9 protein-coding genes are annotated in these 11490 nt (G+C 71.5%); 5 read left to right on the top strand and 4 right to left on the bottom strand.

Annotated features, from left to right (window positions below; translation table 11 throughout):
* Nucleotides 1–11: 11 nt before the first annotated feature.
* Complete coding sequence (locus ACWF79_RS10170; protein ID WP_453727600.1) at nucleotides 12–1481, bottom strand: hypothetical protein; 1470 nt, start codon at nucleotides 1479–1481, stop codon at nucleotides 12–14.
* Between the two features lie 146 nt (nucleotides 1482–1627).
* Here ACWF79_RS10170 and ACWF79_RS10165 point away from each other — a divergent pair, with 146 nt between their 5' ends.
* Nucleotides 1628–3079 (top strand): aminopeptidase, encoded by a 1452-nt coding sequence (locus ACWF79_RS10165; RefSeq protein WP_453727599.1) that lies wholly within the window; start codon nucleotides 1628–1630, stop codon nucleotides 3077–3079.
* A 56-nt stretch (nucleotides 3080–3135) separates the two neighbouring features.
* On the opposite strand, the gene ACWF79_RS10160 is transcribed toward ACWF79_RS10165, so the two are convergent.
* Together ACWF79_RS10160 and ACWF79_RS10155 are read right to left on the bottom strand one after the other, a co-directional pair.
* Complete coding sequence (locus ACWF79_RS10160; protein WP_453727598.1) at nucleotides 3136–4962, bottom strand: glycoside hydrolase family 3 protein; 1827 nt, start codon at nucleotides 4960–4962, stop codon at nucleotides 3136–3138.
* Between the two features lie 114 nt (nucleotides 4963–5076).
* The gene (locus ACWF79_RS10155) at nucleotides 5077–5991 is read right to left on the bottom strand and encodes a LysR family transcriptional regulator (RefSeq protein WP_453727597.1); all 915 of its coding nucleotides are present in this window, start codon (nucleotides 5989–5991) and stop codon (nucleotides 5077–5079) included.
* Between the two features lie 113 nt (nucleotides 5992–6104).
* On the opposite strand from ACWF79_RS10155, the gene ACWF79_RS10150 reads away from it, so the two are divergent.
* Nucleotides 6105–7061 carry an EamA family transporter gene (locus ACWF79_RS10150; protein WP_453727596.1) on the top strand — a complete coding sequence of 319 codons (957 nt, stop codon included), beginning with the start codon at nucleotides 6105–6107 and terminating at the stop codon, nucleotides 7059–7061.
* Nucleotides 7062–7091: 30 nt separating this feature from the next.
* Here the strand turns inward: ACWF79_RS10150 and ACWF79_RS10145 are convergent, their stop codons facing one another.
* Entirely contained in the window at nucleotides 7092–8138 is a 1047-nt protein-coding gene (locus tag ACWF79_RS10145; protein ID WP_453727595.1) for a LacI family DNA-binding transcriptional regulator, read from the bottom strand.
* 237 nt (nucleotides 8139–8375) lie between these two features.
* Between ACWF79_RS10145 and ACWF79_RS10140 the strand changes: the two genes are divergently transcribed.
* Genes ACWF79_RS10140 through ACWF79_RS10130 form a run of 3 tightly spaced genes read left to right on the top strand, consistent with a single transcriptional unit; the run spans nucleotide 8376 to nucleotide 11463 of the window.
* Nucleotides 8376–9500 (top strand): Gfo/Idh/MocA family protein, encoded by a 1125-nt coding sequence (locus ACWF79_RS10140; protein WP_453727641.1) that lies wholly within the window; start codon nucleotides 8376–8378, stop codon nucleotides 9498–9500.
* Nucleotides 9497–10660, top strand: a complete 1164-nt coding sequence (locus tag ACWF79_RS10135) for a dihydrodipicolinate synthase family protein (RefSeq protein ID WP_453727594.1) — start codon at nucleotides 9497–9499, stop codon at nucleotides 10658–10660. Before ACWF79_RS10140 ends, ACWF79_RS10135 begins: the two co-directional genes overlap by 4 nt.
* The gene (locus ACWF79_RS10130; RefSeq protein ID WP_453727593.1) at nucleotides 10657–11463 is read left to right on the top strand and encodes a sugar phosphate isomerase/epimerase family protein; all 807 of its coding nucleotides are present in this window, start codon (nucleotides 10657–10659) and stop codon (nucleotides 11461–11463) included. The genes ACWF79_RS10135 and ACWF79_RS10130 overlap by 4 nt, the downstream gene beginning before the upstream one ends.
* The last annotated feature ends 27 nt before the right edge of the window (nucleotides 11464–11490 follow it).

The raw sequence follows: 11490 nt of genomic DNA, 5'->3' as shown, positions 1-11490 counted from the left end.
CCTCGCCACCCCTACGGCGTGATGGCGAACAGCATCCGCTGCCCGGGGTGTTCGGTGACCGTCCAGAGGCGGTCCGTCGCTCCCGGCCAGACGGAGTAGTCCTCGACGCCGATCGCGGACGTCCGGCGGGCGGACGTCTCGACGAGGCGCCCGGTGCTCGTGTCGGGCCGGGCGACGAGCACCCTGCCGTTCAGATGGCCCCGGCTCTGGCTGAGGTAGTACGTGCCGTTGATGACCGCGGCTCCCTGGATCCCGCCGTTGTCCTTCTCCGAGGCGAGGAAGGGAATGCGGTAGGCCGCGTCCGCGGCCCAGTAACCGTTGCCGTTCAGCGCCGGTGTCCCGCCGCTGGTGTTCATCGGCCAACGGATGACCCGGCCGGTCGTGTACGCGTCCGTGACCTGTGCCTTCTCACACCATTCGCCCGTGGTGACGTGCCGCACGGCCGAGCTGCGGTCGAGGCTGGCGAAGCTGGTCTTCGGCGTGACGTCCGTGGCCGTGCACGTCTTCTCGCTGTCCTGCATGTCGCACGGCGTGCCCGGCGGCGGCTCGACCGTGTCGCAGGCGGAGTTCGTCCAGCCGTCGCTCTGCGGAAGGATGTAGCGGTACCCGTGGGCGTTGTACACGCCGTCCTGCCGGCCGATCGCCGTCTTGGACTTGCCCCACTTGTCGGCGGGCAGGGCGCCGAGGTCGATGATGTTGCGCAGGTCGAAGACGCGGAAGCCGCGGTTGGTGTCCGCCACGTACAGGTAGTAGCCGTACCAGACCATGCCGCCGGCGTGCAGCGAACCGTACTGCTTCGACGTCGTCGAGTAGTGCTGCGAGGTGCGCACGCTCATGTAACTGGCGTTGCCCGAGGCGTTGATGAACGGGTACACCAGCAGGACGTGGGCGTACTTCCCGGTGCTGGAGTCGATGAACGAGACGCGGACGCCCTTGCGTTCGGTGTTCGTCCCGCTCTCGTCCACGTCGTCCGGCTTCTTGTCGCCGTTCCAGTCGTCCTTGTTGTACCAGGTGACCATCATGGGCTTGTGGTCCGCCGGGTTCCATCCGGTCTCGGGCTCGCCCCAGGTCTGGTCCTCGTCGGCGTCGGCGACGCTGGTGACGCCCTGCGGCCACCACTCGGAGGTCTGCGTGTCGCCGTTGTCGGCGTCGTCGAAGCAGAAGCTCCTGGCGAAGCCCGTCGGGACCGGAGCGGTTGCTTCCGTGGCGCCCGGATTGCAGACGCTACTGCTCCACCTGCCCGTACGGCCGCTGGTCTGCGCCTCCTTCAGGAGCGAGTTCACGCCGATGTTGGGCAGGTCGGCGTTGAGCTTGTCGACCCGGCCCTGAAGCTCCGCCTTGTTGGAGAGCGGACGGAGCTCGAAGTTGTTCAGGTCGAGACCGGGGTCGGCCGCGGCCCGTGCGGGCGTGCCCGCCAGCAGTGAGGCGGCGATGGTCGCCATGAGCGCCACCATCGCCCTCACCTTGTGACTCCTCGTCATACGGTCCTCCTGTGTATGGCCATGCACATGGCCTTGGAGCTTAGGTGACGGTTACAACTGTCTGTGTAAGGGGTAACTGGGTCTGGCGGCACCCACCTTGATCCCGCTAGGTTCGCGGACACCGTTGTGAACCAAGGGGAGGGTGAATGCGCAAGTCGCTGAGATGGCTGATGTCGCTCACGGTGCTCATAGGCACCGTCGGCGCGGGTGGTGCGGCTACCGCCGCCGAGCCGGCCACCGGCAGTCCGACCGCCGTCGCGGACAGCGCCGTCGGTACGGACATCAAGGACCGCATCCTGGCGATCCCCGGGATGAGCCTCATCGAGGAGAAGCCGTACGCCGGCTACCGCTTCTTCGTCCTGGAGTACACCCAGCCGGTGGACCACAGCCGTCCCTGGAAGGGCACGTTCAAGCAGCGGCTCTCGCTGCTCCACAAGGACACCGACCGGCCGACCGTCTTCCACACCAGCGGCTACGGGCTGAGCACCAACCCCAGCCGCCGCGAGCCCACCCGGATCATCGACGGCAACCAGGTCTCCATGGAGTACCGCTTCTTCACGCCGTCCCGCCCGCAGCCCGCCGACTGGTCCAAGCTGGACATCTGGCAGGCCGCGAGCGACCAGCACCGCATCTTCACGGCGCTGAAGAAGATCTACGGCAAGAAGTGGCTCTCCACCGGCGCCTCCAAGGGCGGGATGACGGCGACGTACTACGAGCGCTTCTACCCGCGTGACATGGACGGCGTCGTCGCCTACGTGGCGCCGAACGACGTCAACAACAAGGAGGACTCGGCCTACGACCGGTTCTTCGAGAACGTCGGCACCAAGGAGTGCCGCGACCGGCTCAACGCGATGCAGCGCGAGGCGCTGATCCGCCGCGAGCCGCTGCAGAAGAAGTACAAGGAGTGGGCCGAGGGCGAGGGCGCCACCTTCAACACCGTCGGCTCCCTCGACAAGGCGTACGAGGCGGTCGTCCTCGACTTCGTCTGGGGCTTCTGGCAGTACTACGGCCAGGACGTCTGCGCCGACGTGCCGGACGCGGCCACCGCGAGCGACGACACCGTCTACGAGACGATCGACGCGTACTCCGGCTGGTCCTTCTACACCGACCAGGGCCTCGACCCGTACACGCCGTACTACTACCAGGCGGCCACCGAGCTGGGCTCGCCCAGCATCAAGCTGCCGCACCTGGACGGCCTGTCCCGCTACGGCTACCAGCCGGCGCGGAACTTCGTGCCGAAGGACATCCCGACGAAGTTCGACCCCTCGGCCATGCGGGACGTCGACAACTGGGTCCGCAAGAACGCGAACCAGATGCTCTTCGTCTACGGCGGCAACGACCCGTGGGGAGCCGAGCCGTTCCGCCTCGGCAAGGGCGCCCGTGACAGCTACGTCCTCACGGCCCCCGGCGCCAACCACGGCGCCCAGGTCGCCGGTCTCGTCGAGGCCGAGCGCACCAAGGCCACGGCCCGCATCCTCGCCTGGGCCGGGGTCGCCGCCCCGACGGCCGAGGCAGCCAAGCCGCTGGCCCGCTTCGACGCCCGCCTCGACAAGCCGGCGGACGACGAGCTCAACCGGGAGCACGGCATCCGTCCGTAGCTCCTGACCGTGGGCTGCGCCCGGCCGCACAGCTGCCGGGCGCAGCCCACGCATGGTTACGTACGCCGGTAGGACAGGCCGTGGCCGACCGGGTACAGCACCCGCTTCGGATCGTCCGCCCGCTGGACGGGGACGGGCAGCCGGCCCTGCGGCCGGGCCCGCCCGGCGATCACCCGGACCGCCGCCCTCAGTTCGACATCGGTCCAGGAGTACGCGGCCAGCGTGGCCCGCTGGCCGGTGAGCTGGGCGATGTCGTACGGGTTGCGGATCGCGACCGTCACCACGGGCACCCCGGTCGCCACGAGCCGGGCGACGAGGGTGCGCTGCGGGCTGGTCGCCGAGACGTTGTACGTGCCGACGACGACCAGGTCCTTGCCGGCGGCGGCCGCCACCGCCTCCTCGATCCTCGCCGCCGTCGGCGTGATCCCGGTGGACAGCGCGGTGGCGGTGAAGCCGAGCGAGGTGAACTCGGCGGCCAGGGTGGCGGTCGGCGGCCCGGTGGTGCCCGACGGGGAGGCCGGGTCGGCGCCCACGACCAGCACCGTGGAGTGGCTGCGGCGGTTCACCGGCAGGAAGCCGCCCTCGTTGAGGAGCAGGGTGGTGGTGCCCTCGGCGATCCGGTCGGCCCGGGCGAGATGGCCCCGGGTGCCGACCGTACGGTCCACTCCGTCGGCGGTGACGTACGGACGGCGGAAGAGCCCCAGCCTGGCCTTGAGGCGCAGGATCCGCAGGATCGATTCGTCGAGCCGGGCCTCGGTCAGTTCGCCGTCCCGGACCGCCTTGAGGACCGCGTTCCAGGCGAGGGCCAGGTTCGGCGGGTTGAGCAGCTGGTCGACGCCGGCCTTGAGCGCGAGGACGGGCACGCGTTCGTCGCCGTACTTGGTCCGTACGCCCTCCATGCCGAGGGAGTCCGTCACCACCACGCCGTCGTAGCCGAGCTGCTCGCGCAGGATGCCGGTGAGGATCGGACGGGAGAGGGTCGCCGGGTCCTCGCTCGGATCGAGCGCGGGGACGACGATGTGCGCGGTCATGATCGAGTCGATGCCGGCGGCGATCGCGGACCGGAACGGCGGGGCGTCCAGCTCCGCCCACTGCTCCCGGGTGTGGCTGATGGTTGGCAGGCCGTAGTGGCTGTCGACGGCGGTGTCGCCGTGACCGGGGAAGTGCTTGGAGGTCGCCGCGACCCCGGCCTCCTGATACCCCCTGACCTGGGCCGACACCAGACCGGCGACGGCCTGCGGGTCGGAGCCGAAGGAGCGCACGCCGATGACCGGGTTGGCCGGGTTGACGTTGACGTCGGCGACCGGCGCGTAGTTCTGCCGGATGCCGACGGCGGCCAGTTCGGCGCCCGCGATCCGGGCGGCCTCGCGGGCGTCGGAGCGGGAGCCTCCGGCGCCGAGCGCCATCGCGCCGGGGACCAGGGTGGCCGGCTCGCCGACCCGGCAGACGATGCCGTGCTCCTGGTCGGTGGAGATGAGGGAGGGGATCGGGGTGGGCTGGGCGAGGGAGGCCCGCTGGATGCCGTTGGACAGCTCGGCGATCTGGTGCGGGTCGCGGGTGTTGTGCGCCCAGGAGAAGTAGATGACGCCGCCGACGTGGTACTTCTCGACGAGTTCGGCGGCGGTGCGGACGCCGATCTCCTTGAGGTTCAGGTCGATGTCGGCCTGGTCGGGGGCGGTGGCGGAGTGGCCGTACACCCGCATGACGAAGAGCTGGCCGACCTTCTCCTCGAGCGACATCCGGGAGATGAGCTGTGCGAGCGCGTGGTCGCCGGTGCGGTCGTCCGTGGCCCGGGCGGGGCTGCTCACGCCGGTGACGGCGGCAGCGGCGGCTGCGGCGGACACCGTGAGAAGGGTGCGTCTGGAGGGGGCGCGGTGGTGCAACTGATGCTCCTTCCGGCCGTGCAGGATGGGGAAGTGGGTGAAGGAAACTTCCAAGGAGCCACGGATAGCCCGAAAGTAACTGCCAGGTCAAGGACCTGAGCAGGAATCGGGTCCTCAGGTCGTCGCGGATGCCACCTGGGGCCAGAGTTCCTGGAGCGTCCGGACGGTCTCGGTGATCGCGGGCCTGCGGGCCGCCCCCGTACGCCAGAGCGCGTGCAGCCGGCGCCTCGGCACCGGGTCGAGGCGGACCGGGGTCACCTCGGGCGGCAAGGCTCCGCGCCCGAGCCGCGGCACCATCGCGATCCCGAGGCCGGCCGCGACCAGGGCGACCTGGGTGTGGTTCTCCTCCGCCTGGTGGACGACGTGCGGCTCGTAGCCGGTGGACCGCAGGGTCTGCATCAGCCAGTCGTGGCAGACCGTTCCCGGCGGCTGGGTGATCCACCGCTGGTCCGCCAGCTCCTCCCGCCGTACCGACTCCCGCGCCGCCAGCGGATGGTCGCGCGGGACGAGGACGTCGCACAGGTCGTCGCCGATCACCGCCTGTTCGAGCCCGGGCGGGGTCGGCATCGGCGAGATGTCCCAGTCATGGGCCACGGCGAGGTCGATCACCCCGCGGGCCGCCAGCTCGATCGAGATGTGCGGGTCGACCTCTGTGAGGCGGGCGTCCAGGGTCGGGTGACGGACCGCCAGGTCGGCGAGGGCCCGCGGCATCAGGCCCCGCGCGGCGCTCGCGAAACAGCCGATCGACAGGCGCCCGGCGGGCAGCCCGCGCCGCTCTTCGAGCCGTACCTCCGCCTCCTCGACGATCGACAGCAACTGCTCTGCGGTGGCGGCCAGTTGATGCGCCTCGTCGGTGAGCCGCACCCCGCGGCCCCGGCGTTCGAGCAGGGTCGTACGGGTCTCCCGCTCCAGCTTGGCGATCTGCTGGGAGACGGCCGAGGGGGTGTACCCGAGAGCGGCGGCCGCGGCGCCGACGGAGCCGTGGACGGAGACGGCGTGGAGGGCGCGCAGGCGGCCGAGATCGAGCATGGACGGACCTTCCGCAGGAGCGTGGAGCGTTCCGTGAATGAAGTGTTACTTCATCCAACCATGAAGGAATCCGTGCTGGTGCTACACGGTCGTGGTGGGTGACGCTCTCCTTCATGCGCCCTGCACACATCGCCCTGGCCGCACTCGTCGCCGCCGTCTGGGGAGTCAACTTCGTCGTCATCGAGATCGGTCTCGACCACTTCCCGCCGCTGCTCTTCAACGCCCTGCGCTTCCTCGCGGCCGCGCTGCCCGCCGTGTTCCTCGTCGGCCGCCCGAGGGTCGCCTGGAAGTGGATCGTCGGCGTCGGACTCGTCCTGGGCGTGGCCAAGTTCGGGCTGCTCTTCACGGGCATGGACCTCGGCGCCCCGGCCGGGCTCTCCTCGCTGATCCTTCAGATCCAGGCCGTCTTCACGGCGCTCTTCGCCTTCGTCGCGCTCGGCGAACGGCCCGGGAGGGTGAAGACCCTGGGCATGGCGGTGGCGCTCGCGGGCATCGGCGTCGCGGCGGCCGACGAGGGCGGCGGGGGCGCCGAGGGCGCGCTCCTCGGCTTCGCGCTGTGCGTGGCGGCGGCGGCCTGCTGGGGCGTCTCCAACGTCCTGACCCGCAAGGCCTCCCCGCCCGACGCGCTCAACTTCATGGTGTGGGTCAGCACCGTGCCCGTCCTGCCGCTGCTCGCCCTCTCCCTCCTCCTGGAAGGACCGCAGCAGGACCTCGCGGCGCTGCGGGGCCTGGACTGGGCCGGGGTGGGCGTCATCGTCTACGTCGCCTGGATCACGACCATCTTCGGCTTCGGCGCCTGGGGTTGGCTACTGCGCCGCCACCCGGCGTCCTCGGTGGCCCCGTTCTCCCTCCTGGTCCCCGTCTTCGGCATGTCCTCGGCAGTCCTCCTCCTCGACGAGTCCGTCTCCCCACTCCGCTGGTGCGCGGCGGCACTGCTGGTGGGCGGCGTGGCACTGACGTCGTTGGCGGGACGAAGGAGCGGGCGCGGGGACGACGGGCGCGGCGGGCGGGCGGGGGAGGAGGCGCCGGTGGCCGCCTCGGGCCCTGCGGTGACCCCGGTGCGGCCCTAGCGGAAGGCGGTGGGCCTGACGGCGGGGCGCCTACCCCCGAGGCCGTGCCGTCGAGGCGCGTACCAGCAGCTCCGCCGGGATCGTCGTCACGCCGCCCGGTGGGGGCTGCTCCGTGCCGACCGCGAGGCGGCCCGCCCGTGCGCCCGCCTCGTGGAGGGGGAGCCGTACGGTCGTCAGGGCCGGGGCCGCGTCGATCGAGAACGGCAGGTCGTCGAAGCCCGCGACCGAGACGTCCTCGGGTATCCGCAGGCCCTGGTCCCGCAGCGCCGCGCAGGCGCCCAGCGCGACGGTGTCGTTGGCCGCGAGGATCGCCGTCAGCGCGGGGTCCCTGCGCAGCAGTTCGAGCGTCGCGTCGTAGCCGGAGCCCCGGTCGTACGGGCCGTGCACCGTCGGCCCCTCGGGCAGCCCCGCCGCCGCCAGCGCGTCCCGGTGGCCCTCCAGCCGGTGCCGGGTCGTCGTCCGGTCCGCCGGCCCCGCCACGTAACCGATCCGCCGGTGTCCGAGCGAGAGCAGGTGCTCGGTGAGCCGCCGCGCCCCCGCCCGGTTGTCGAAGGTGAGCGCCGCGACGCTCGCGTCGCCCGCCACCGGCGGCCGGCCGCACAGCACGATCCGCGTCCCCGCGTCCGTCAGCTTCGCGAGCTTCGCCGACACCGCCGCCACATGGTCCGGATCCTCCAGGGACCCTCCGGTGAGGATGACGGCGGCCGCGCGCTGCCGCTGCAGGAGCGTGAGATAGGTGAGTTCGCGCTCCGGGGAGCCGCCCGTGTTGCAGACGACGGCCAGCTTCTCGCCGCCCGCCCGACCCGACCCCCCTTCGCCGATCGCGTTCTGCGCCGCGCCCGCCATGATCCCGAAGAAGGGGTCGGCGATGTCGTTGACGAGGACGCCGATCAGGTCCGACGTGGCGGCCGCCAGCGAGCTCGCGGGCCCGTTCAGGACGTAGTCCAGCTCGTCCACCGCCCGCAGCACCCGCTCCCTGGTGGAGGCGGCGACCGGGTAGTTGCCGTTCAGGACGCGGGAGACGGTGGCGGGGGAGACCTGGGCACGCGCGGCCACATCCGACAGCGTGACGGTCATCGCGTACCTCCGGGAAGAGTCGGGCGAGTCAGGTGATTCGGGTGGTTCGGGTGATTCGGGCGGTGTTCCGGACAGTGTTCCGGACGGGCGGGGAACGCCGTGGAGAGTCCGGCAGACCCCTTGTCCGGTGTGTTGTCGGCAGGCTAGCGTCTCCGTTCGTAGAAAGCGCTTTCTGTTTGAGGTTCCGTACGTGATGGAGGCACCTTCGTGACACGCCGCAGGACTGTCCGTATCGCCATGAACGGCGTCACCGGACGCATGGGCACCCGCCAGCACCTCGTCCGCTCGATCCTCGCCCTGCGCGAACAGGGCGGCCTCGACCTCGGCGACGGCGCGACCCTCTGGCCCGAGCCCGTCCTCGTCGGCCGCCGGGAGTCCGCGCTGCGCGCGCTCGCCGAGCGTCACGGCCTCACCGAGTGGTCCACCGACCTCGACGCCGTCCTCGCCGACGACAGCGTGGAGATCTACTTCGACGCCCAGGTCACCTCCGCCCGCGCGGAGGCGATCCGCAAGGCCGTCGCGGCGGGCAAGCACGTCTACACCGAGAAGCCCACCGCCGGTGACCTGGCGGGCGCCCTGGAGCTGGCCCGGCTGGCCGCCGACAAGGGCGTCAAGCACGGCGTCGTCCAGGACAAGCTCTTCCTGCCGGGCCTGCTCAAGCTGAAGCGGCTGATCGACGGCGGCTTCTTCGGCCGGATCCTCTCCGTGCGCGGCGAGTTCGGCTACTGGGTCTTCGAGGGTGACTGGCAGGACGCCCAGCGCCCCAGCTGGAACTACCGCGCCGAGGACGGCGGCGGGATCGTCGTGGACATGTTCCCGCACTGGGAGTACGTCCTCCACGAGCTGTTCGGCCGGGTCACGAGCGTCACCGCGCACGTCGCCACGCACGTCCCGGAGCGCTGGGACGAGCAGGGCAAGCCGTACCCGGCGACCGCCGACGATGCCGCGTACGGGATCTTCCAGCTGGAGGGCGGAGCGGTCGCCCAGATCAACTCCTCCTGGGCGGTACGGGTCAACCGCGACGAGCTCGTGGAGTTCCAGGTCGACGGCACGCACGGATCGGCCGTCGCGGGGCTCCGGAACTGCCGCGTCCAGCACCGCTCGGCCACCCCGAAGCCGGTCTGGAACCCGGACATCCCGGCGACCGAACCCTTCCGGGGGCAGTGGCAGGAGGTCCCGGACAACGCCGTCTTCGACAACGGCTTCAAGGCGCAGTGGGAGCTGTTCCTGCGCCACGTGGTCCTCGACGAGCCGTACCACTGGGACCTGTTGGCGGGTGCGCGCGGCGTGCAGCTCGCCGAGCTGGGACTGCGGTCCTCGGCCGAGGGCCGGCGCCTGGAGGTCCCGGAGGTCATGCTGTGATCCGCCTGCCCGACGCGTCCGGCGGCTTCCGCGAGTACAGCCCGCGCCCGCCCCGCACCCCGGCGCCGACCCCGGCCTCCGGGGGCGGCGCCCTGACCTCCCGTACGGTCTTCTCCGCCGCCCATGTCGTCGCCGACCCGTACGCCGACACCACCCCCGACGGGCCGGCCGCCGTCGACTGGGACGCCACGCTCGCCTTCCGCCGCCACCTCTGGTCGCACGGCCTGGGCGTGGCGGAGGCCATGGACACCGCGCAGCGGGGGATGGGCCTGGACTGGGCGGGCGCGGCCGAACTGATCCGCCGCTCGGCGGCCGAGGCGAAGGCCGTCGGCGGCCGCATCGCGTGCGGCGTCGGCACGGATCAACTGACCGGACCCGCCGACCTGGTGGCGGTACGTGAGGCGTACGAGGAGCAGCTCGCGCTCGTCGAGGAGACCGGCTCCCAGGCCGTCCTCATGGCGTCGCGCGCCCTCGCGGCCGCCGCCGAGGACCCGGACGACTACCTCGACACGTACGGCCATCTCCTCCGCCAGGCGAGCGAGCCGGTGATCCTGCACTGGCTGGGGCCGATGTTCGACCCGGCGCTCGACGGTTACTGGGGCTCCACGGACCTGGACGCGGCCACCTCCGTCCTCCTCGACGTGATCGCGGCCCACCCCGACAAGGTCGACGGCATCAAGGTCTCCCTCCTGGACGCCGGGCGCGAGATCGACCTGCGCCGCCGCCTGCCGGAGGGCGTCCGCTGCTACACGGGCGACGACTTCCACTACCCGGAGCTGATCGCGGGCGACGAGCAGGGCTTCAGCCACGCGCTGCTCGGCATCTTCGACCCGCTGGGGCCGCTGGCGGCGGAGGCGGTACGGACCCTGGACACGGGCGACGTCAAGGGCTTCCGGGAACTGCTCGACCCGACGGTGGAGCTGTCCCGCCACCTCTTCCGGACCCCGACCCGCTTCTACAAGACGGGAGTCGTCCTCCTCGCCTGGCTGGCGGGCCACCAGGACCACTTCACGATGGTCGGCGGCTTCCAGTCGGCGCGCTCGCTGCCCCACCTGGCGCGGGCCTACGAACTGGCCGACGGGCTGGGCCTCTTCCCGGACCCGGAGTTGGCGGAGTCGAGGATGCGATCCCTACTGACGGTGTACGGAGTCGAGCGATGAACCCTCTTGCGCGGTTCAGCATCAACCAGATGACCGTGAAGCAGCTGTCCCTGCCGGAGCTGGTGGACACCTGCGTACGGCTCGGCGTCCCGGGCGTCGGCCTGTGGCGGGAGCCGGTCGCGGAGTACGGCCTGGAGGCGACGGCGAAGCTCGTACGCGACGCGGGCCTGACGGTGACGTCCCTCTGTCGGGGCGGCTTCTTCACGACGGCGGACTCGCTCGACGACAACCGCGCGGCGATCGACGAGGCGGCGACCCTCGGCACGGACACCCTGGTCCTGGTCTCGGGCGGCCTCGCCCCCGGCAGCCGCGACCTCATGGCGGCCCGGGCCCGGATCACCGACGCCATCGCCGAACTCGCCCCGTACGCGGGGGAGCGGGGCGTCCGCCTCGCGATCGAACCGCTGCACCCCATGTACGCGGCGGACCGCTGCGCGGTCTCCACCCTCGACCAGGCCTTGGGGATCGCGGAGCGCTTCCCGTCCGCACAGGTCGGCGTGGTCGTGGACACGTACCACATCTGGTGGGACGACCGCGCCCCCGCGGCGGTCGCCCGCGCGGGCGCGGCGGCCCGCATCCACGCCTTCCAACTGGCCGACTGGACCACACCCCTGCCGGCCGGCGTCCTCAACGGTCGCGGCCAGCTCGGCGACGGCACGATCGACCTGCGGCGGTGGCGCGAGCTCGTCGAGACAGCCGGCTACACGGGCCCGATCGAGGTGGAGCTCTTCAACGACGAGCTGTGGGCCCGGGACGGCGTGGAGGTCCTGGAGGAGACGGTGGCGAGATACCTGGAGGTATGACGCCTGCCGGTGACCGGTGCGTCCCAA

This window comes from Streptomyces sp. NPDC054975 (assembly GCF_053609105.1).
The sequence above is the reverse complement of the archived record's forward strand: the minus strand, read 5'-3'. Positions and strand labels throughout refer to the sequence as shown.

Coding starts and splice junctions, on each gene's coding strand:
- ACWF79_RS10170 (WP_453727600.1), bottom strand. CDS start 1,481: ATGACGAGGAGTCACAAGGTGAGGGCGATGGTGGCGCTCATGGCGACC.
- ACWF79_RS10165 (WP_453727599.1), top strand. CDS start 1,628: ATGCGCAAGTCGCTGAGATGGCTGATGTCGCTCACGGTGCTCATAGGC.
- ACWF79_RS10155 (WP_453727597.1), bottom strand. CDS start 5,991: ATGCTCGATCTCGGCCGCCTGCGCGCCCTCCACGCCGTCTCCGTCCAC.
- ACWF79_RS10150 (WP_453727596.1), top strand. CDS start 6,105: ATGCGCCCTGCACACATCGCCCTGGCCGCACTCGTCGCCGCCGTCTGG.
- ACWF79_RS10145 (WP_453727595.1), bottom strand. CDS start 8,138: ATGACCGTCACGCTGTCGGATGTGGCCGCGCGTGCCCAGGTCTCCCCC.
- ACWF79_RS10140 (WP_453727641.1), top strand. CDS start 8,376: ATGAACGGCGTCACCGGACGCATGGGCACCCGCCAGCACCTCGTCCGC.
- ACWF79_RS10130 (WP_453727593.1), top strand. CDS start 10,657: ATGAACCCTCTTGCGCGGTTCAGCATCAACCAGATGACCGTGAAGCAG.